The sequence below is a fragment of the Sphingopyxis sp. GW821-FHT12F08 genome, assembly GCF_058806755.1.
Genome location: NZ_JBXAQA010000006.1, coordinates 386,865 through 407,948, shown reverse-complemented (window position 1 = coordinate 407,948; position 21,084 = coordinate 386,865). Strand labels below are relative to the sequence as shown.

Sequence of the window (21,084 nt, the reverse complement as noted above, 5' to 3'; positions counted from 1 at the left end):
GCCGCGACCTGGACCGGCGCGCGCGGGGGGCCGAGATTGCCCGAGGGGAAGCGCCCGAAATGCGCGGCGGCGGCCTGCTGCGCGGGGTTGAGGCGGTTCATCTGGGTGAGATAGGGCAGGATATTCTGCGCGAGTTGCGGCGGCATCGTCGCGTTGACGATCTCGGTCGCCTCGCCGTTGCGCCCCGCGATCGCGAGGATCATCGCGCGCATCCGCCACGCGCCGCGATCCTGCGCGCGAAGCTGGCCCGAGAGCAGTTGCACCCCGCGGTCGGCCTCGCCCGCGATGCCGAGCGACAGCGCGTAGCGGCGCAATGTCTCGTCATTGGGTGCCAGCGACAGCGCGAGCTGGTAATCACGCTGCGCCGCATCCTGCTGCCCGAGCAGGTCACGCGCGAGCCCGCGGTCGGCGAGAAACAGCCGTTCGGGGGCGCCAAGCAATTGTGCCTCGCCGAAGTAGTCGAGCGCGCGCGTCGGGTTTTCCATATGGACCATCGCCGAGCCCATCGCGGCCTTGACCGCGCCGTCGCGCGGGTTCGCCTGCTCGGCGCGGGTCAGGAAGCCCAAGGCGGCCCGATAATCCTCGAGCTCGACCGACGCGCGCCCGGCGTCGAGCAGCGCGGCACCGTCGGTGCTGTTCGCAGCGATGCGCGCGAGCGCCGAGGAGAGCAACGTCCGCGCCGCGGTGCGCTTTTCCATCGCCATGCGGGTTGCGACGTCGGGCTGCGCGACTTGGGCCTGCGCGGCGGGCGCCAGCGCGGTGGCGCCGAGGAGCAGCGCGGCCAGCGCGGTCGCGCGGCGGCCGACGCGTCCCAGCCTGGTCTTCATCGATCGCCGCATGGGCAAGATCATCCCGATTTCCGGGCCGCCATGCCCTGGCGGCGGCCGATATTCGCCCCGTTACTGGTTGTTCTGGCGGCCGAGGAAGCGCGGGATATCGACCCCGTCCTCCTTGCCCTCTTCCTCGCCCTCGGCCGGCGCAGTGCCGCGCGACAGGCGCGACATACGCTCGAACAAGGTGCCGCCGCCGATATTGCGCGACGGCCCTTCCTCGGCGGGTGCCGGCGCGGGCGCCGGGTCCGTGGCCGCGGGCTGCTGCCACGGGTCGGCAGCCGGCGCCTCGGGTGCGTCGAGGACGAGTTCGTCGGCGGTGTCGTCGTAAGAGGCCGCGACGTCCGAAAGCTCCATCGGCTCGTCGTCGTAGCTCGCCGCCGGGGCGGCAGGCTCTTCGACCGGGGCAGCATTGCCGAGCGAGAAGCCCGGCGCGGGATCGGCTTCGGCGGGCGCCTCATAGGCGGCTTCCTCGACCGGTTGCTCGACGACCGGCGCGGCAGGCGCCGCGCTGCGCGCCGGGGCGAAGGAGAAGCTGCGCGTCGCGGCGGGGGCCGGCGCGGCTTCGCCCGTGCCGTCGATGCCGGTCGCGACGACCGAGACGCGGATCTTGCCGTCGAGGCTGTCGTTGAACGCGCTGCCCCAGATGATGTTGGCGTCGGGATCGACCAGCTCGCGGATATGGTTCGCGGCCTCGTCGACTTCCATCAGGCGCATGTCCTCGCCGCCGGTGATCGAGATGATGACGCCCTTTGCGCCCGCCATCGAAACGCCGTCGAGCAAGGGGTTGGCAATCGCCTTTTGCGCGGCTTCGAGCGCGCGGCCGTCGCCTTCGGCCTCGCCGGTGCCCATCATCGCCTTGCCCATCTCGCGCATCACGCTGCGCACGTCGGCGAAATCGAGGTTGATGAGGCCGGGCATGACCATCAGGTCGGTGATGCCGCGCACGCCCTGCTGCAGCACCTCGTCGGCCATCGTGAACGCTTCCTTGAAGGTCGTGTTCGGGTTGGCGACGAGGAAGAGATTCTGGTTCGGGATGACGATCAGCGTGTCGACATGATCCTGCAGTTCGGCGATACCGGAATCGGCCGAACGCATGCGCCGCGCGCCTTCGAACATGAAGGGCTTGGTCACGACGCCGACGGTCAGGATGCCGCGGTCGCGCGCCGCCTTGGCGATCACCGGCGCCGCACCGGTGCCGGTGCCGCCGCCCATGCCCGCGGCGATGAAGCACATATGCGCGCCGTCGAGCGCGTCCTCGACCTGCGCGATCGTTTCCTCGGCCGCCGCGCGCCCGACTTCGGGCCGCGACCCCGCGCCGAGGCCCTGCGTGATCTGCGCGCCGAGCTGGATGCGCCGTTCGGCGGGCGAGGCGTTGAGCGCCTGCGCGTCGGTGTTGGCGACGATGAAATCGACCCCCTCGACGCGCGCCGCGATCATGTTCGCGATGGCATTGCCCCCAGCGCCGCCGACGCCGATCACCGCGATGCGCGGCTTCAGCTCATCGACCTGCGGCGGGCCAATATTGATGCTCATCAAACAATCTCCCTGCAGCGGCGAACCTTTGCCGCTTCCTCACCTTGCGACCCACGGGCGGTGGTCCCGCCGCCCCGATATCTGTTAACGCATTGCACTATTGTGACGCCGGAATCACCCAAAAAATTAACCCTTTCGGCGCTTCGACACTTAAAAACTGCTTTTCAATGCGGCCATCAGGCGGTTGATAATCCCGGTGCTGCGCGGACGATAGACGTCCTGCGCCATCATCGGCAGGTCGCGGAGGTCGACGGGGTCCGACGCGGCGTAGAGGACGAGCCCCGCGAGCGTCGCGAAGGCGGGTCCGGCATGCGCGTCGGGAAGCCCGATCAGCCCTTTCGGCCGGCCGACGCGCGACGCGCGGCCGAGCGCGCTTTGCGTATAATCGGCGATGCCCTTCAGATCGGCGCCGCCGCCGACGAGCACGACCTGGCGCCCGATCGGGCCAACGAAATGCAGGTCTTTCAGCGTCCTGCCGATCTCTCCCATCATCGCGTCGAGCCGCTGGCGGATCACCGAGACGAGCTGCGCACGGTTGATGCGCGGCGATTCCGATCCCGAGGGCGCGCCGGGTTCGAGGTCGATGACCTCGTTATTGTCGCGCGGGCTCGCCGAGGCCGAGCCGTAGAAATGCTGGAGCCGCTGCGCCTGGCTGCGGCGGATGCCGAAGGCCGAGGCGATGTCGTCGGTGATGTCGCTGGCGCCGAAGGGCAGCGACGCCATTTCGACGAGCATGCCGCCGGCGTAGAGCGAGACGGTGGTCACCGCGGCGCCGAGCTCGACGAGCGCAACGCCGAGGTCGCGCTCCTCGTCCGACAGGCACGACAGGCCCGCGGCGATCGGCGACGCCACGACCGCGTTGACGTCGAGATGCGCCTGGCGCACCGCGGCCTCGAGGTTCCGCACCGGGGCGCCATCGGCCATGATGATGTGGATGTCGACGCCGAGGCGGTCGGCGTGGAGGCCGATCGGGTTCTTGACCCCGGTGAGGCCGTCGAGCGTGTAGAGCGCGGGCTGCGCGTGGAGGATCATCCGCCCTTCGGGATCGATGCCGGCACGCCCCGCGGCGAGGAGGTCGTCGACATCCTCCTGTTCGATGCGGTGGCCGCCGAGCTCGCTCTCGATCGGCGCGACGTCGCTGAGCAGGCTGCCCGCCGAGAAAGCGACCCAGACATCGTCGATGTTGAGCCCCGCGATCCGCTCGGCCTGTTCGATGGCCTCGCGCACGACATGCTCGGTCTGCTCCATGTCGGCGACATAGCCGCGCTGGACCCCGCGGCTCTCGCGCTGACCGGTGCCGAGGACATGCAGCGCGCCGTCGGCGGTCTGCCCCGCGATCAAGGCGCACACCTTCCACGACCCGACGTCGAGCGCGGTGATGATCTTCTCGATCCGCGGCGGCGCCATGGCTCCTATCCTTCCTCGGCCGCGGTCGCGGCGGCCAGCGCATCGGCGGCGGCGCGCGCGCCTTCGAGCTTGGCGGGCGCCACCTGCCCTTCGTGCGGCAAGCGTAGCACGAAACGCGCGGGGTCGCGCATGTCGAAACGCAATATACCGCGCCCGAGCAACCGGTTGGCGCCGTCCATGTGCGCGAATTTGGCGAGCGCCTTCTTGGCCTCGCCCTCGCCCTCGGGCAGCGACAGCGTCTCGCCGCTGCGGAAGCGCAGGTCCCAGCGGCGATCGCCGACCCAGGTCGCGCCGGCGAGCAGTTCCTTGAGGCTGCTTGCCTCGGCGAGCAGGCGGTCGAGGTCCTGCGCACGGGTGTTGGCGCGCGGGCCGATGACCAAAGGCAGGTCGGGCATCGTCGCGATAGTGACGGGTTCGAGCACGACGCCCTTTTCGTCGATCAGCGACAGGCGATTATTATGCTGCCAGATCGCGGCGGGGGTGCGCTCGACGATATCGACGACGAGCGTATCGGGCAGGCGGCGCGAAACGCGCGCGTCCTTGATCCAGCCATATTTCATCAGGTCGGCGCGCACCCCTTCGAGGTCGAGCGCCGCCATGGAGCGGTCTTTCTGCGCGAGCGCGATGTCGTAGACCTTCAAGCGGTCGATACGGTCGGCGCCGACGACCTCGACCTTCCTGACCTGGAAGCCCGCCCGGCCGACCGCCTGGGCATATTCCTCCTGCACCTTCGCGGTGACGCCGGTCGCGTGCGCCGCGAGGCCGACGACCGCGAAGAGGCCGAGCCCGATCGTCCAGTTGGCGACCTGCTGCAGCCGCTGCGGGCTGATCGGCAGCGCGTTGATCAGCGCGTCGATGCGCGACGTCCTGATCGTCTTGCGCTTCTTGGGCGCGCGCGCCGGGCGGCGCGGGGCCGATGTCGGCCGCTTGATCTTCTGGCTCATAATGCTTCCCCCACGATGCGTTCGACCAGTTCCGCATAGTCCATGCCGATCGCGCGTGCCTGTTCGGGCACGAGGCTGAGCGGCGTCATCCCCGGCTGCGTATTGACCTCGAGCAGGAAGATGCCCGCGAGGCCATGTTCGTCGTCCCAGCGAAAATCGGAGCGCGAGGCGCCCTTGCAGCCGAGCAGGCGGTGCGCCTGGACTGCGAGGTCTTTCATGCGCTGCGCGACGTCGTCGGGGACTTGCGCCGGGCAGACATGTTCGGTCAGCCCGTCGGTATATTTGGCGTCATAGTCGTAGAAGCCCGACTTGACGCGGAGTTCGGTCACCCCGAGCGCCTGGTCGCCGAGCACCGCGACGGTGAGTTCGCGGCCCTTGATGAAGGGTTCGGCGAGCAGGCGGTCGAATTCCTGCCACGGACCGACGGCCTCGCGCGCGATCGGGTTGCCGTAATTGCTGTCGTCCTTGACGATCGCGACCCCGACCGACGAGCCTTCGTTGACGGGTTTCAGCACATAGGGGCGCGGCAGCGGGTCGACCGCGAACAGGCTTTCGCTGTCAACCATCGTGCCGGTGGGCATCGGGATGCCGTGCGGGACGAGCGCCTGCTTGGTCAGTTCCTTGTCGATCGCGATCACCGAGGTGACGAGCCCGCTGTGGGTATATTTGAGCCCCATCAGGTCGAGCATGCCCTGCACCGTCCCGTCCTCGCCGGGAACGCCGTGGAGCGCGTTGAAGACGACATCGGGAGCGGCGTCGGCGAGCTTGCGGGCGACGTCGCGGTCCATGTCGATGCGCGTGACCTTGTGCCCGCGGCTTTCGAGCGCGTCGGCGACGCCATTGCCGCTCATCAGCGACACTTCGCGTTCGGCGGACCAACCGCCCATCAGGACGGCGACATGCCACGGACCCTTCATGCGATCCTCCCCCAACGGGGGAGGGGGACCACCCGAAGGGTGGTGGAGGGGCACGGGAGGTCATGCGCCGCGTTTGACTGCGCGTGCCCCTCCACCATGCTTCGCATGGTCCCCCTCCCCGTTCCGGGGAGGATCGGCTTTGCCACGCTCACTTCGCCACTCCCACGCGTTGAATCTCCCATTGCAATTCCACGCCGCTCTTGGCTTTCACCCGGCGGCGGACTTCGTCGCCGAGCGCCTCGATATCGGCGCTCGTCGCCTCGCCGGTGTTGATGAGGAAATTGGTGTGCTTCTCGCTGACCTGCGCGCCGCCGACGGTGAAGCCGCGACAACCGGCCTCGTCGACGAGCTGCCATGCCTTATGGCCGTCGGGGTTCTTGAAGGTCGAGCCGCCGGTCTTCGAGCGCAGCGGCTGTGACGCCTCGCGGCTCGCCGAGATGCGGTCCATTTCGGCCTGGATGGCTTGCGCCTCGCCGGGCGCGCCGCGGAAGGTCGCGCCGACAACGACCGCGCCTTCGGGGAGTTCGCTGTGGCGATAGGTGTAGCCGAGATCGGCGAGCGCCAGCGTCCGGCGCTCGCCCGAGCGCAGCACGATGTCGGCATCGATCAATATATCCTTGACCTCGCCGCCATAGGCGCCGCCGTTCATGCGCACGAAGCCGCCGACGGTGCCGGGGATCGAGCGCAGGAACTCCATGCCCGCGATGCCCGCGTCGCGCGCGGTCGAGGAAACGAGGATGCCCGATGCACCGCCGCCGCAGCGCAGCGTCGTGGCGTCGATCGCTTCGACCTTGGCGAACGCCTTGCCGAGCCGGACGACCACGCCGGGAAAGCCGCCGTCGCGGACGATCAGGTTCGAGCCGAGGCCAAGCGCCATGACGGGGGTTGCGGGGTCGAGGTCGCGGAGGAAATCGGAAAGATCGTCCGCGTCCCTAGGTTCGAACAGCCAGTCGGCGGGGCCGCCCGACTTGAACCAGACGAGCGGGGCCAGCGGCGCCTTTGCCGTCAGCTTGCCGCGCACGGCCGGGAGGGTTTCGGTCGCGGTCACGAGCCGATCCTCCCCCGCAGGGGGAGGGGGACCACCCGAAGGGTGGTGGAGGAGCACGGGAGATCATACGCCGCGTTCGACTGCGCGTGCCCCTCCACCATGCTTCGCATGGCCCCCCTCCCCGTTCCGGGGAGGATCGGCTGGGGACCGCTCACGACGCGTTCTCCACCGCCGCGGCCAGACCCGCCGCCATCTTGGTGATGTCGCCCGCGCCGAGGCAGATGATCTTGTCGCCCGCGCCGAGCGTGCCGAGCCCGATCGCGCCGGCGATCGTCGCGGCGAGCGCATCGGCGTCGGTCACGGTCGCGGCGTGGCGGTGGCCGCGGTCGCGCAGGCCCTGGACGAGCGCCTCCGAGGTCACGCCTTCGATCGGCGCCTCGCCCGCCGTATAGACCGGCAACGCCAACACCATGTCGGCGTCGTTAAACGCCTGCTGGAAATCGTCCATATGATCGCGGAGGCGCGTGAAGCGGTGCGGCTGGACCACCGCGACGACGCGGCCGGCGCCGACACCCTCGCGGGCGGCCGAGAGGACGGCGCGGATTTCGACCGGGTGGTGGGCGTAATCGTCGATGACGGTGACGATGCCCTCCCCTGCCGCGATCTCGCCGACCTTGGTGAAGCGGCGCTTGACCCCGGCGAAGCCGTTGAAGCCCGAGGCGACCTTGGCGTCGCTGACGCCCATGTGCAGCGCGACCGCGATCGCGGCGAGCGCATTCTGGACATTGTGGCGCCCCGACATCGGCAGATGAATGCCCTCGATCGTCCGGCTGTTCCCGTCGCGGTCGCGCACGACGACGTCGAAACGGTTGCCGTCGGGGCCGGGCGTCACATTGGTGCCGCGCACGTCGGCCTGCGCCGAGAAACCATAGGTGACGATGCGGCGGTCGCGGATGCGCGGGATGATCGCCTGCACCTCGGGATGGTCGAGGCACAGCATCGCCGCACCGTAGAAGGGGACATTCTCGATGAATTCGACGAAGGCGTCCTTGATCGCATCGAAGCTGCCATAATGGTCGAGATGTTCGGGATCGATGTTGGTGACGACCGCGATCGTGCCGTCGAGGCGCAGGAAGCTGCCGTCGCTCTCGTCGGCCTCGACTACCATCCAGTCCGACGCGCCAAGCCGCGCGTTCGAGCCATAATTGTTGATGATGCCGCCGTTGATCACGGTCGGGTCGATCCCGCCCGCGTCGAGCAAGGCAGCGACGAGGCTGGTCGTCGTCGTCTTGCCATGCGTGCCCGCGATGGCGACGGTCGATTTGAGGCGCATCAGCTCGGCGAGCATTTCGGCGCGGCGGACGATCGGGATGCGGCCGGCCAACGCCGCCTCGACTTCGGGATTGCCGCGCTTGACCGCGGTCGAAGTGACGACGACCGCGACGCCGTCCACATTGGACGCCTCATGGCCGATGCTGACCTTGATCCCACGCTTGCGCAAACCTTCGACGACATAGGAGTCGGCGATGTCGCTGCCCTGCACCTGATAACCGAGGTTGTGCATCACCTCGGCGATGCCCGACATGCCGATGCCGCCGATGCCGATGAAGTGGATGGTGCCGATGTCGGTCGCGACGCCGCGCATCATTTCTCTCCCGAGCGGGTGGCAGCGACGCCGCCGGCGACCGCGGCGTTGCGCGATTTCGCGCCGACGCGGATGACGTCCATCATCGGCGGCGCGGCGAGCGATTCGACGAGGTCGGCGAGGTCGCGCGTCGCGTCGGGCAGGCCGCAGCTCGCGGCGCGGCTCGCGGCTTCCTCGAGCGCGCCGGGTTCGAGCGCCATGCGCTGGATCTGCTTGGCGAGCGCCGAGGGGGTGAAGTCGGACTGCGCGAAGGAGACCGCACCGCCCGCCTCGACGAGGTCGGCGACATTCCAGGTCTGATGATTGTCCATCGCGTGCGGATAGGGGATGAACACCGCGGGACGCCCGGCGCAGGCGAGTTCGGCGACGGTCGAGGCGCCCGCGCGCGCGATCACCAGATGCGCCCAGCGCATGCGGTCGGGAATGTCGGCGAAATAAGGCGCGCATTCGGCGGCGACGCCGAGCCCGGCATATTTGGCGCGCACGCCTTCGAGATCGGCCTCGCGCGCCTGTTGCACGATCTGCAGCCGGTCGAGCAGCGCGCGCGGCAGCATCGCGATCGCGGCGGGAACGACCTCGCTGAGCACCGTCGCGCCGAGGCTGCCGCCCACGACGAGCAGGCGCAGGATGCCGTCCTCGGGCAGCGGCGGATAGCCTTCCTCGCGGATCGCGATGACCTCCTCGCGCACCGGATTGCCGGTGAGGTGGCGTTTGTCGACCAGCGCGGGCGGAAAGCGGTGGATGTTGCGATAGGCGACCGCGATCGCGTTCACGCGCCCCGCCATCAGCCGGTTGGTGCGACCGAGCACGGCATTCTGTTCGTGGATCACGCTCGGGCGCCTGGTCGCCTTCGCGGCGAGCAGGCTGGGGAGCGAGGGATAGCCGCCGAAACCGACGACAACCGCGGGGTCGAATTCATCGATCAGATCGATCGCCATACGGCGGCCCTTGCGGATCGCGAGCGCCGCCTTGACCCAGCCGATGGGGCCGCCGTGGACGCGCCCGGCGGGCAGGACATGGGCTTCGAGCTCGGCGGGCTTGCCCGGGATGTTGAGCCCGCGGTCGTCGCTGACCAGCGCGACACGGTGGCCGCGCGAAATCAGCTCGCCGGCGAGGGCGTAGGCAGGCAGCATATGTCCCCCCGTCCCGCCGGCGGCGAGAAGGAAGTGGCGGGTCGCGGTCATTTCTTGTTCCAGTTGCGGGTGAGCGACACCCGCGCGGCATAGGGGTTCCGCCTAGTCAGCGACAAGAGCAAACCCATGCCGATCGACAGCGCGATCATCGACGAACCGCCATAGGAGATGAAGGGCAAGGTCATGCCCTTCGACGGGAAGAGCTGGGTGTTCACCGCCATGTTGATGATCGCCTGACCGCCGAATTGCGCGACGAGGCCAGCGACCGCGAGGATCAGGAAGCTGTCCTCCTCGTCGAGCAGGCGGACGAGCACGCGCACGATGATCGCGAGATAGAGGATCGCGATCGCCATGCACGCGATCATCCCGAACTCCTCGCCGATGACCGAGAAGATATAGTCGGTGTGCGCCTCGGGCAGCTGGAACTTGGCGAGGCCGGCGCCGGGGCCGGTGCCGATGAGGCCGCCCGCGGTGAGCGTCGCATGCGCCTTGTCGACCTGGAAGCTGTCGCCCTCGGCGAAGAGCCAGATGTTGATGCGCTGCTGCGCGACCGGATAGAAGAAATAGGCGAGGATGATGCCCGCGAGCCCGCCGCCCGCGAGCATGCCCATGATCCGCATCGACAGGCCCGCGACGAGCACGAGCACCAGCAGGGTCGCGACGAAGATGATCGTCTGGCCGAGGTCGGGCTGGCCCATGAGCAGCAAGGCGATGATGCCGGTGAGCACGAAGGAAAGCGGCACGACGGGCAGGCTCTGGTCGTGGAGGCGAAGCGAGAGGATCCAGGCGAGCGACACCGCGAAGAAGGGCTTCAGGAACTCCGACGGCTGGAGGCGGAAGACGCCACTGCCGAGCCAGCGCTGCGCGCCGTTCACCTCGGTGCCGATCAGCGGCACGAGGAAAAGCAGGACCATGAACGTCACGGTGCCGTAAATCGCGAAACGCCGCGCCTGCGCCTTGGGCAGCATCGACACGCCGAGCATGACGGGCACGCCGAGGATCACCCACATCAGCTGGCGATAGAAATAATAGAGTGGGTCGAGGCTGGCGGTCGAAGTCGAGAGCTTCTGCGCCGCGACGGGCGAGGCGGCGGTGACCGCGACGAGGCCGATCGCGATCAGCATCGACACGAGCAGCAGCAGCACGCGGTCGATTTCCCAGAACCAGAGGCCCAGCGGCGTGCGGTCGGCGCGGCTGAGCCGCGGGCCGCGCCGCTTCACCGTGCGCGTGGTGGCGATGACCGGCTTTTCCCCCGTCGCGTCCATATTGTCGAAACCCCCGCTCATGCCCCGAATGCCCTGACGATGCTGCGGAACCGGTCCCCGCGTTCCTCATAGCTTTTGAACTGGTCGAACGACGCGCAGGCCGGCGACAGCAAGACGATGTCGCCGGGCTCGGCCACCGCCGCCGCGCGCGCGACTGCGGTCGCGAGATCGCCCGAGCGGTCGACCGGGATCGCGTCGCCGATCTCCGCCGCAAAGGCCTCCATCGCCTCGCCGATCAGATAGGCGCGCTTGACGTGCCCGAACCAGGGCGCGCAGGCCGACAGTCCGTCGCCCTTCGCCTGTCCGCCGGCGATCCAGTGGAGACGCTGGTCCGGCGCCGGCGGAAAGGCCGCCAGCGCCGGTGCAGCGGAAGCCGCGTTGGTCGCCTTGCTGTCGTTGTACCAGCACACGCCCGCAACTTCGCCGACCCATTCCATGCGATGCGGCAGCGCGCTGTAGGTCGCGAGCCCCCGCTCAATCTGTTCGTCGTTCAGCCCCAGCACGCGGCACACCGCGATCGCGCAGACGGCGTTCTGCGCGTTGTGCGGGCCTTGCAGCGCGGGCCAGCGCGCCTGGTCGGCGGGGTCGATGTCCTTGGCCGAGACGCGGTGGAGGCGGTGGTTGATGCGGCCCGCGATGATCTTCGACGGATCGTCGTCGACCGCGACGATCGCGACCTGGTCCTGGTGTTGCAGACCGAACAGCCGCGCCTTCGAGGCGGCATAGCCCGCGAAGCCGTCGTAGCGATCGAGATGGTCGGGGGTGATGTTGGTGAGCACCGCGATGTCGCAGGCGAGGCTGTGCGAGAGGTCGATCTGGTAGCTCGAGAGTTCGAGGACGTAGACGCCGCCTTCGGCAAGCGGGTCGCGCGACAGGATCGGCAGGCCGATATTGCCGCCCATCAGCGCGGGGATGCCCGCGCTCTCCAGCATATGCGTGACGAGCGCGGTGACGGTCGACTTGCCGTTGGTGCCCGTAATGCCGACCACCTTGTGCGTGGGCAGGTCGTGCCGCGCCTCGGCGAAGAGTTCGACGTCGCCGATGATCGGTACATGCGCCTCGCGCGCGTGCGCGGCGATCGGGTGACGGTTGAGCGGTACGCCGGGCGACACCACGACGCCCGCGAAACCGATGAGGTCGATATCGAGCGGGTTGCCGATATCGGCGCCGAGCGCCATCGCCTCGTCGCGCGCGTCCTCCTTGTCGTCCCAGGCGGTGACGCCCGCGCCGCTGGCGACGAGCGCCTCGACCGTCGCGAGCCCCGAGCGCGCCAGCCCCAGCACCGCATAGCGGCGACCGGCAAAGGCGCGGCTGGTGATCACCGGAGCTTCAGGGTCGCGAGCCCCGCGAGCGCGAGCACGATCGACACGATCCAGAAGCGGATCACGACCGTGGATTCGGGCCAGCCGAGCTGCTCGAAATGATGGTGGATGGGCGCCATGCGGAATACGCGCTTGCCGGTGCGCTTGTACCAGAAGACCTGGATGATCACCGATAGCGCCTCGACAACGAACAGCCCGCCGATGATCACGAGCACCAGTTCGTGCTGCGCGGTCACCGCGATGGTCGCGAGCGCGCCGCCGAGCGCAAGGCTGCCGGTGTCGCCCATGAACACCGCCGCCGGCGGCGCGTTGAACCACAGGAAGGCCAGGCAGGCGCCGATGATCGCCGCGGCAAAGATCGCGAGTTCGCCTGCCCCCGGAACATGCGGGATACCGAGATATTCGGCGAACTTCACGTTACCCGACAGATAGACGATGACGAGGAAAGCCAGGCTGGCGATGATCACCGGGAAGGTCGCGAGCCCGTCGAGCCCGTCGGTGAGGTTCACCGCATTGCCGAAACCGACGATCATCACCATCGCGAAGAGATAATAGAGCGGCCCGAGTTCGAGCACGATGCCGCTGAAGAAGGGCAGATAGAGGTCGGTGCCCGTACGCGAGACGATCAGGGTCACCGCGAGCCCCGCGATGATGAATTCGATCAGCAGCCGGACGCGCCCGGGGATGCCGCGGTGGCTGGCCTTGGTGACCTTGTCGAGGTCGTCGAGGAAGCCCACGATCGCGAAACCGCCCGTGACGAACAGGCAGGCCCAGACGAAGCGGTTCGACAGATCCATCCAGAGCAGCGCCGAAATCATCAGCGAAATCAGGATCATCAGACCGCCCATCGTCGGCGTGCCCTTTTTCGCGAGATGGCTCTGCGGCCCGTCGTCGCGGATCGGCTGGCCCTTGCCCTGTCGCATGCGCAGCATCAGGATGAAGCGCGGCCCGATCCACAGGCCGATGATCAACGCGGTCGCGACCGCGGCGCCCGAGCGGAAGCTCAGATAGCGGATGAGGTTCAGGACCCCCGGAAAGCCAAGCCATTCCGCCAGCCAGTATAACATCAGTAATCCCCGTTGGTCAGCGCCGTCACCAGATGCGACAGGCCAACGCTGTTCGACCCCTTGACCAGCACGGCGTCGCCGGCGCGGATCAAGTCTTTCAGCCGCTCCCGGGCGGCTGCGTGGTCGGGCACATGCGCGAAATCGATACGCCCCTCAAGCGCTTTGGCGAGCGGTGCCATCTCATCGCCGACGAGCAAGGCGAATTGCACGCCTGCTGCGACGAGCGGAGCCGCCAGACCCGCATGATAGGCCTCGCCGCCGGGGCCGAGTTCCTTCATCGCGCCGAGAATCGCGACCTTGCGGTCGGCGGATTCGCTGCCGAGTTGGCCGATCGTCGCTGCCATCGAGGCGGGGTTGGCGTTGTAGCTTTCGTCGATCAGCAAGATATGACCGCCGGAAACTGCCAGCCGGTGCCGCGCCCCGCGTCCGGCGAGGCCGGCCATTTCGGCGAAGGCGAGCCCTGCGGCAGGCAGGTCGCCGCCGACGGCCTTGACCGCGGCGAGCACCGCCATCGCGTTCGACACCCAATGCGCCCCCGCCTGCGCGATGGTGAAGCAGAGCAGCGCGTCCTGCACCTGCGCGGTGACGAGCGAGCCGCCCTGCCCGTCGGGCAGCCAGTCGACCGCGCGGACGTCGGCGCCCGCGCCGAGCCCAAAGCTCACGACATGCGCCGCATGCTGTTCGGCCTTGGCGCGGAGGCGTTCGTAATGCGGGCTGTCGAAGGGGATGATCGCGGTGCCGCCGGGCTCGAGGCCTTCGAAAATCTCGCCCTTCGCGTCGGCGATCGCCTCTTCGCTGCCGAAATATTCCATATGCGCGGGGGCGATGGTGGTGACGATCGCGACGTGCGGGCGGACCATGCGGGTCAGCGCTGCGAGTTCGCCCGCGTGGTTCATCCCCATTTCGAACACGCCATAGTCGGCGGTCGAGGGCATGCGCGCGAGGCTGAGCGGCACGCCGACATGGTTGTTGTAGCTCTTGACCGAGCGATGCGCCTTGCCGGGACGGAAGCGATCGAGCGCGGCGAACAGCGCCTCCTTCGTGCCGGTCTTGCCCGCCGAACCGGTGACCCCGATGATGCGGCCGCGGCAGCGCGCGCGCGACGCGGTGCCGAGCGCATTGAGTGCAGCGACGCTGTCGGCGACGCGGACGTGCGGGTGGTCGATGGCGGTTTCGCAGACGATGCCCGATGCGCCCGCGGCGATCGCCTTGTCGATGAAGTTATGGCCGTCGGTCGCTTCGCCCTTCATCGCGATGAACAGGTCGCCCTTCCCCACCTCGCGCGAGTCGAAGGCGACGCCGTGCGCGGTGAAGTCGGCGCTGGCGGTGCCATTGGTTGCGGCGGCGATAGCGCGCGCGGTCCAGAGCGGGTTCATGCCGCCTCCTCGCGCGCGACGGTCACGTCGTCGAAGGGGATGACGCGCATGGCGTCGCCCCGGCCGATGATCTGGCCCTGTTCGTGCCCCTTGCCCGCGATGCAGACGATATCCTCGGCGCGCGCCTCGGCGATCGCGGCGGCGATGGCGGCGCGGCGGTCGCCGATGACCTGCGCGCTCGGCGCGCCCGCAGCGATGGCGGCGCGGATGTCGGCTGCCTCTTCGCCGCGCGGATTGTCGTCGGTGATGATCGCGATGTCGGCCTTGGCGGCGGCGACCTTGCCCATTTCGGGGCGCTTGTCCTTGTCGCGGTCGCCGCCGGCGCCGAAGACGAGGATCAGGCGGCCGGTTGCGTGCGGGCGCAGCGCGTCGAGCGCGGCCTCGATGGCATCGGGGGTGTGGGCATAATCGACATAGACCGGCGCGCCGGCCCTGGTGATCGCGGCGCGTTCGAGCCGGCCGCGCACCGGCTGGAGGCGGCCGAGATTGGCGAGCGTCTGGCCGACATCGCCGCCGGTCGCGATGACCAGCCCCGCGGCGACGAGCGCGTTGGCGACCTGATAGGCGCCGATCAGCGGCAAGGTGACTTTCTGCGCGAGCGGCCCCGCCTGGATCAGCAGCGACTGGCCGAGCTGGGTCGGTTCGCGGCTGACGAGGCGGAGGTCCTCGCCATGCTGACCCACGGTCAGGATGCGGAGCCCGCGCTGCTTCGCCTCATGCTCGGCGGCGGGCGACCAGCTGTCGTCGTTCCAGATCACCACCGCGCCCGCGGGATCGACGACCTCGCGAAACAGCCGCATCTTGGCGGCCATGTAGCTCTCCATATCGCCATGATAGTCGAGATGGTCGTGGCTCAAATTGGTGAAGGCGGCGGCCTTCACCGGCAGCCCTTCGGTGCGATACTGGTCGAGCCCGTGGCTCGACGCCTCGAACGCCGCGTGCGTCACGCCCTCGGCGGCGAGGCCCGACATGTTCGAGAGGAAGGTCACGATATCGGGCGTGGTGAGCCCGGTGATGACGCGGTCGTCGCCGGTCGTAACGCCCAATGTGCCGATCGACGCGGCGTGGAAGCCCGCCATGCGCCACAGCTGGCGGGTCATTTCTACTGTGGAGGTCTTGCCGTTGGTCCCCGTTACCGCGACGCAAGTTGCGGGGAATTTGTGGAAAAAGCGCGCGGCGATGTGGGCGAAGGCGCGGCGCGGGTTCGCATCGGCGATATGGACCGCGCCCACGACCTTCGCTTCGGACCGCGCGACGACGGCGATCGCGCCCGCTTCGACCGCGGCGGCAATGAAATCCTCGCCGTTGAATTTCTCGCCGGCGAAGGCGCCGAAGATCGTGCCCGGCGCGACCTTGCGATGGTCGATCGCGAGGCCGGTGACGACGGGATCGGCCCCCTTGAGATCCTGATTGTCGAGCAGCGCCGCCAGACGCATTATTCGGCTTCCCCGTTTCTCCACAGCAGCGGGGTCAGTTCGGACACGTCGACGTCGCGGCTTTCGTCGGGATAGACGCCGAGCATCGGGCCGGCGCGCATCACCACTTTCTTGACCACCGGCGCGGCGGTCCAGCCCGCGGTGCGCTGCCCCGAGCTATAGGCATTGCCCTTGGGTTCGTCGATCATCACCAGGATGACATAGCGCGGATTGTCCATCGGAAAGGCGGCCGAGAAGGTCGCGACGACCGAGCTGCGGTTATAGCCGCCGACGCCCGGTTTCTCGGCACTTCCGGTCTTGCCCCCAACGCGGAAACCCGGCGCCTCGGCCTGCTTGCCGGTGCCGTCGGAGACAATCAGGCGGAGCAGCTGGCGCATCCGCGCGCTGGTCGCCGCCTTGAACACGCGGCGACCCTGCGGCGGCGCCTTGTCGCCGAGCTTCAGCACCGTCGCGGGACGATAGATGCCGCCGTTGACGAGCGCGGCATAGGCGCTGGCGAGATGCAGCGGGGTCACCGCGATGCCGTGGCCATAGCCCGTCGTCATCGTCGTGATCCGGCCCCAATCCTTGGGCCACAGCGGGAAGGCGCGTTCCTTGAGCTCGATGCCCGGGCGCTTGTCGAAATCGAGGCTGCGGAACATCGTCTCCATATGCTCGCGGCCGAGTTCGTCGGCGATGCGCGCGGTAACGATGTTTGAGCTGTGGATCAGCGTCTCGGGCACGTTGAGCCAGCGGCGCGAGGGGTGGCTGTCGCGGATGCGGTAGCCCGCGATGGCAAGCGGCTCGGTCGCGTCGTAGCGGCGCGCCATGCTGGTCACCGTGCCGGCGTCGATCGCCGCGGCGACGGTCAGCGGCTTGAAGGTCGAGCCGAGCTCGTAGAGATTATAGGTCACCGCGTTGCGGCGCGTCGCGGGGTCGCTGCCGGTCAGTTTGTTGGGGTTGAAGGTCGGCAGAGACGTCATCGCCATCACCTCGCCGCTGTGGACGTCGAGGATGATCCCCGCCCCGCCGATCGCTTCGAGATTGGTAACCGCCGAACTCACTTCGGCTTCGAGCACGCCCTGGACGCGCGCGTCGATCGACAACGCCATCGGCTGGCCGCGCGTCGCGGCGTCGGTCAGGCGCGCGTCATAGGCGCCTTCGATCCCGGTGACGCCCTGCCCCTCGGCGTTGAGGAAGCCCAGGACATGCGCCGCGAGCGAGGTCTGCGGATAGAGCCGCTCCTTCTCGCGCGGGAAGTCGAAGCCGATCTCGCCGATCGCGTTCACCGCCGCGACCTGGTCGGGCAGCGCGCGGCGGCGGATGTACGTCGCGCGCGGGCCGCTGAGCTTCGCGAGGAATTCCTCGCGCGTCGTGTCGGGGAAGATCTTGACCAACTCGTCGGCCAGATATTGGCGGTTGTTGAGCAGCTTCGACGGCACGACGCGGATCGAATAGCCGTCGATCGTGCGCGCGAGCGGCACGCCGTTGCGGTCGACGATGTCGGCGCGCGCAGGGACGAAGGCGGTCGAGGCACCGCGCTGCGGCCCGATGTCGAACACCGCGAACCACAGGAGGCGCACCGACACGAGGAAGATCGCCGCCATGAACAGCAGCATCAGGATCATCAGCCGCTGCTGCGCGGTCAGCAGCAGCTGCTGCCGGACCCCGGCGGTACGGACGCGCGTCGGACGGACGACTACCGTGTTCATCGGCCCTTCTTATCCCCTGCTTCGACGGCGGCGGCGCGCTTGAGGTCGGCGAGCGTCGCTTCGGAGAGGAGCTGGTCCTCGATCATCTTCAATTGCTCGCGGCGGCGCGTCGGCGCCATGCGCGGGGCGACGTCGGACTGGACCGCGGCGGCGACCTTCACCGGCGCGGGCTTCGCCGCGGTGGGCGCGGTCGCGGCTTCGGTGGATTTGGCCCTGTCGGGAATCGCCACCGGGGAGACCATGGCCATCAGCACCGGCGCGACCTCGTTGGCGCCGCGCGCGCGCGGCACGCGGCCGAGCGAGGCGAGCTGGCGCTCATTCTCGAGATACTGGCTCGCCGACGGCGCCGAATAGCCGAAGGTGTCGGCATTCCACTGTTCGAGCTGGCGCATCGAGGCGCGCACCGCGAGTTCGGATTCGAGGTAGCGGATATTGCTCTCGGTCCGGTCGATCTGCTGGTTGATGCGTGCAAGTTCGCTGCGCGTCGCCGCGACCTTCAGCGACACCGGATAGAGCATCATCGCAAAGATCAGCACGAGGAGGACCAGGCCGATCCCCTGAAGCTTGCGCGCGGCCATCAGCATGACAAGGCCTCCTTCCCCGAATTTTCTTGCGCCGAACCGTCGGACCAGGCGGGCGCGCCGGTGCGCACCGCGCTGCGAAGCGTCGCCGAGCGCGCGCGCGGGTTGCGCGCCTCCTCGGTCTTGCCCGGGCGTATCTTGCGCGCCGGGGTCAGGAAAGTTGCGGCCCGCGCCGGAGGGGCTAGCGCGGGCCGGTGGCGCGAAGCGCGGACATCGCCACCGCTGCGTTCGCGCAGGAAATTCTTCACGATGCGATCCTCGGTACTGTGGAAGGAAACGACCGCGAGCCGGCCGCCGGGGCGCAGCAGCCGTTCGGCGGCGTCGAGCCCCGCGGCGAGCTCGTCGAGTTCGCCGTTGATGTGAATCCGGATCGCCTGGAAACTGCGCGTCGCAGGGTCCTTGGGCGCGCCGGGGGGATGGCGCAGCGCCTTGCGGATCGTGGTCGCCAGCTCGGCGGTGCGGGTGAAGGGGCGGTCGGCGACGATCGCGCGCGCGACGCGGCGCGACTGGCGCTCGTCGCCATAATGGAAGAGCACGTCGGCGATCTCGACCTCGTCGGCGCGGTTGATCCAGTCGGCGGCGGTCTCGCCGCCTTTCGACATCGTCATGTCGAGCGGGCCGTCGTTCTGGAACGAGAAACCGCGCTCGGCGCGGTCGAGCTGCATCGACGAGACGCCGATGTCGAAGACGATGCCGTCGACCACCGCGATGCCGCGCTCGGCGAGCAGCCGGTCGATCTCGCCGAAGCGGCCGTGGATCAGCGTCAGGCGGCCACCCGCCTCGGCGACCAGCGCCTGCCCCTCTGCGATGGCATCGGGATCGCGGTCGCAAGCGACCACATTGGCCTCGGCGGCGAGCAACGCACGCGTGTAGCCGCCGGCGCCGAAGGTCGCGTCGACATGGGTTTCGCCGGGCACGATCGCGAGCGCCGCGACGACTTCGTCGCGGAGCACGGGATCATGGCGCGGGTCCCTGATGACATTGGGGGAAAGATCGCTCATTTGCGCCCCTTCCCTTTGTTGGCATCCCACGCGGCGGCGACGCGGCGGAGGCGCGGGTCGACCTCGCCGCACTGCGCGATGAAGGGCAGCCACCAGATTTCGAAGCGGCGCCCCGCGCCGACGAAGGCGCAGGCGCCGCCGTCGAAAGCAAGCTCGGCCTCGTCATAGGGATTGTCGCGGTGCGAGAAGGTGGGCAAGAAACGGCCGCTGTCGTCGAGCGTATAGGGCTTGGTGAAGTCGTAGCGCTTCTTGTAGGCGGCATCCTCGGCGAAATCGCCGCCGCGGCCTTCGATGACCTGACGGCCATGCTCGATTTCGTCGGCGAGGCGGTCGAACTGGTCCTGGCCATAGGCGACGAGGCAGGGCAGCACTTCGTGGTAGCCGACCCAGAGCACGCGCTGATTTTCCGCATTGAGGGGCACATTGTTGCGGAATTCGGAAGGGACGGCGATGCGCCCCTTGCCATCGATCGCGGCGAATTCGGTGCCCGAATAATTGCCGGGCGTCACAACCGCCATCGATCCGCCCCCTTTCCTGACACCCCGGGCAAAACTTCCCCGATCCCGGAATCGCGAAATTCCGAATCCAATGGCTCAGGCGGAGATTGCCCCTCTCCGATTCCTGCCTATCAGCATAGTGCTAGGGAGAAAAGGGGTAAATTAGGGCTTAACTGGGCAAATCATGCACCTAAACGGGGTAAAATCGGGCGGAGGCGGTCGAAAAGGGTCGCGCGCGTGCGCATGGGCGCCGCCGCGACGAAGCTGTGGACAAGTGTCGACCATGCGCTGAAGGCGCGGATTTATGCGGGTTTGACGCGAATCCAGACCGGCTGGAGAAGTGGCGGGCGATACCCCTCGCCGTCGAGGCGCGCGCCGAGCCACTCCATCGTATCCGCGCGCCGCAGATGGGCGAGATCGCCGACGAGCGGTTGCCAGAGCGGGGCGAAGAGCAGGTCGGCGTCGCCCACCAGCCACGCCTCGCCCGCGCCGATGCGGCAATGGACGATGCGTGCGCCCGCCTGAGTCGCGCAGTCGGGCGGGCGCGCCTCGAAACGCCCCGCGCTGAACAGGCGCAGACGGTGGCTGTCGACATCGACATCCTGCGCGGCGGTTTCACCCGCGGGCGCGGCGCCCAGCGTGATGCCCCAATGATCGAGCAGCGGGGTAAGCAGGCTGGTGACCGGCGGATTGCGGCTGTCGCCCGTCGGATGCGGCGCGGGCCAGGCCGACAGCGCGTCGGCGAGGATCACCGCGCGCCCGCCGCCGCGCACGAAGGCGTCGATCGCGACCAGATCCTGCGGCGGCAGCGCGCGCGGATGCGCGAGCAGCAGCACCGCTCCCGCGGGCGGGACATGGTCGACAAGGCTGTCGACGAGCGCAATTTCGTGAGTCTTTTCGAGGCGGATCAGCGCCGGATCGTCGGCGGCGCCGCGCTGAAGCATCGCCGAGAGATCGCCCTGCCCCGCCCAGCGCAGCGGCAGGCTGCTGAGCATCGTCACCGGGGTCGACGAGGCGGGCTCCGTATAGAGTGCGGCCAGCGCGGTGTGGCCGCCCACGAACCACAGGATGGCGACAGGCTTGGCAACGAGTGCCTTGGCGACCAGTCGCCTGGCCGGGCGCTGGACGATCCAGTCGGCGAGGCCCGCCGCTGCGAGACCCGCGGGTGCCGTCACGGCGAGATGCGCCCAAGGCAAGCTGCCCGCGAGCGCGAGGCATAGCCCAGCCTGCCCTGCCAGCAGCACCGCCAGTGCGACCAGATTGGCGCGGATGCGTTCACGCGGCGCATCGGCGCGCCCGAACCAGGCGAGCGGCAGCAACGCGGCGAAGAGCCAGGGAACCACGAGCGCCGGATCGATCCGCCCGAGCAGCATCTGCCCGCCGAGCACCCACGCGAGCGCGAGCGCGAGCAGCGCGACCGCGAGAGGGCGCCAGAGCATCGCCGTGCG

At 68.7% G+C, this 21,084-nt stretch carries 18 protein-coding genes; all 18 read right to left on the bottom strand.

What is annotated here, in order from left to right; genetic code table 11:
- The coding region (locus tag AC1RNQ_RS18025; protein WP_493173308.1) for a tetratricopeptide repeat protein at positions 1 to 827 on the bottom strand (827 nt) is incomplete at its 3' end.
- Between the two features lie 72 nt (positions 828 to 899).
- Positions 900 to 2,366 (bottom strand): cell division protein FtsZ, encoded by a 1,467-nt coding sequence (gene ftsZ, locus AC1RNQ_RS18020; RefSeq protein ID WP_493173306.1) that lies wholly within the window; start codon positions 2,364 to 2,366, stop codon positions 900 to 902.
- Between the two features lie 150 nt (positions 2,367 to 2,516).
- Positions 2,517 to 3,773, bottom strand: a complete 1,257-nt coding sequence (ftsA, locus tag AC1RNQ_RS18015; RefSeq protein ID WP_493173304.1) for a cell division protein FtsA — start codon at positions 3,771 to 3,773, stop codon at positions 2,517 to 2,519.
- Between the two features lie 5 nt (positions 3,774 to 3,778).
- Positions 3,779 to 4,717 (bottom strand): cell division protein FtsQ/DivIB, encoded by a 939-nt coding sequence (locus AC1RNQ_RS18010; RefSeq protein WP_493173302.1) that lies wholly within the window; start codon positions 4,715 to 4,717, stop codon positions 3,779 to 3,781.
- On the bottom strand, positions 4,714 to 5,634 hold the full coding sequence (locus tag AC1RNQ_RS18005) for a D-alanine--D-alanine ligase (RefSeq protein WP_493173300.1): 921 nt from the start codon (positions 5,632 to 5,634) through the stop codon (positions 4,714 to 4,716). Before AC1RNQ_RS18005 ends, AC1RNQ_RS18010 begins: the two co-directional genes overlap by 4 nt.
- A gap of 148 nt (positions 5,635 to 5,782) precedes the next feature.
- Positions 5,783 to 6,682, bottom strand: a complete 900-nt coding sequence (gene murB / locus AC1RNQ_RS18000; RefSeq protein WP_493173298.1) for a UDP-N-acetylmuramate dehydrogenase — start codon at positions 6,680 to 6,682, stop codon at positions 5,783 to 5,785.
- Between the two features lie 151 nt (positions 6,683 to 6,833).
- Positions 6,834 to 8,267 carry a UDP-N-acetylmuramate--L-alanine ligase gene (murC, locus tag AC1RNQ_RS17995; RefSeq protein WP_493173330.1) on the bottom strand — a complete coding sequence of 478 codons (1,434 nt, stop codon included), beginning with the start codon at positions 8,265 to 8,267 and terminating at the stop codon, positions 6,834 to 6,836.
- The gene (gene murG / locus AC1RNQ_RS17990; protein ID WP_493173296.1) at positions 8,267 to 9,451 is read right to left on the bottom strand and encodes an undecaprenyldiphospho-muramoylpentapeptide beta-N-acetylglucosaminyltransferase; all 1,185 of its coding nucleotides are present in this window, start codon (positions 9,449 to 9,451) and stop codon (positions 8,267 to 8,269) included. The genes murC and murG overlap by 1 nt, the downstream gene beginning before the upstream one ends.
- Positions 9,448 to 10,686, bottom strand: a complete 1,239-nt coding sequence (locus tag AC1RNQ_RS17985; protein WP_493173294.1) for an FtsW/RodA/SpoVE family cell cycle protein — start codon at positions 10,684 to 10,686, stop codon at positions 9,448 to 9,450. The genes murG and AC1RNQ_RS17985 overlap by 4 nt, the downstream gene beginning before the upstream one ends.
- On the bottom strand, positions 10,683 to 11,987 hold the full coding sequence (gene murD / locus AC1RNQ_RS17980; protein ID WP_493173292.1) for a UDP-N-acetylmuramoyl-L-alanine--D-glutamate ligase: 1,305 nt from the start codon (positions 11,985 to 11,987) through the stop codon (positions 10,683 to 10,685). The genes AC1RNQ_RS17985 and murD overlap by 4 nt, the downstream gene beginning before the upstream one ends.
- Positions 11,984 to 13,054: a phospho-N-acetylmuramoyl-pentapeptide-transferase gene (mraY, locus tag AC1RNQ_RS17975; RefSeq protein ID WP_493173290.1), complete on the bottom strand. Its 1,071-nt coding sequence runs from the start codon at positions 13,052 to 13,054 to the stop codon at positions 11,984 to 11,986. The genes murD and mraY overlap by 4 nt, the downstream gene beginning before the upstream one ends.
- Complete coding sequence (locus tag AC1RNQ_RS17970) at positions 13,054 to 14,430, bottom strand: UDP-N-acetylmuramoyl-tripeptide--D-alanyl-D-alanine ligase (protein WP_493173288.1); 1,377 nt, start codon at positions 14,428 to 14,430, stop codon at positions 13,054 to 13,056. Before AC1RNQ_RS17970 ends, mraY begins: the two co-directional genes overlap by 1 nt.
- Complete coding sequence (locus AC1RNQ_RS17965) at positions 14,427 to 15,866, bottom strand: UDP-N-acetylmuramoyl-L-alanyl-D-glutamate--2,6-diaminopimelate ligase (RefSeq protein ID WP_493173286.1); 1,440 nt, start codon at positions 15,864 to 15,866, stop codon at positions 14,427 to 14,429. Before AC1RNQ_RS17965 ends, AC1RNQ_RS17970 begins: the two co-directional genes overlap by 4 nt.
- Positions 15,866 to 17,557 carry a peptidoglycan D,D-transpeptidase FtsI family protein gene (locus tag AC1RNQ_RS17960; RefSeq protein WP_493173284.1) on the bottom strand — a complete coding sequence of 564 codons (1,692 nt, stop codon included), beginning with the start codon at positions 17,555 to 17,557 and terminating at the stop codon, positions 15,866 to 15,868. Before AC1RNQ_RS17960 ends, AC1RNQ_RS17965 begins: the two co-directional genes overlap by 1 nt.
- Positions 17,554 to 18,141 carry a hypothetical protein gene (locus tag AC1RNQ_RS17955; RefSeq protein WP_493173282.1) on the bottom strand — a complete coding sequence of 196 codons (588 nt, stop codon included), beginning with the start codon at positions 18,139 to 18,141 and terminating at the stop codon, positions 17,554 to 17,556. The genes AC1RNQ_RS17960 and AC1RNQ_RS17955 overlap by 4 nt, the downstream gene beginning before the upstream one ends.
- On the bottom strand, positions 18,135 to 19,139 hold the full coding sequence (gene rsmH, locus AC1RNQ_RS17950; RefSeq protein ID WP_493173280.1) for a 16S rRNA (cytosine(1402)-N(4))-methyltransferase RsmH: 1,005 nt from the start codon (positions 19,137 to 19,139) through the stop codon (positions 18,135 to 18,137). Before rsmH ends, AC1RNQ_RS17955 begins: the two co-directional genes overlap by 7 nt.
- Complete coding sequence (locus AC1RNQ_RS17945; RefSeq protein WP_493173278.1) at positions 19,136 to 19,657, bottom strand: division/cell wall cluster transcriptional repressor MraZ; 522 nt, start codon at positions 19,655 to 19,657, stop codon at positions 19,136 to 19,138. The genes rsmH and AC1RNQ_RS17945 overlap by 4 nt, the downstream gene beginning before the upstream one ends.
- 281 nt (positions 19,658 to 19,938) lie before the next feature.
- Positions 19,939 to 21,075: a Gldg family protein gene (locus tag AC1RNQ_RS17940; protein WP_493173276.1), complete on the bottom strand. Its 1,137-nt coding sequence runs from the start codon at positions 21,073 to 21,075 to the stop codon at positions 19,939 to 19,941.
- Positions 21,076 to 21,084 lie beyond the last annotated feature (9 nt).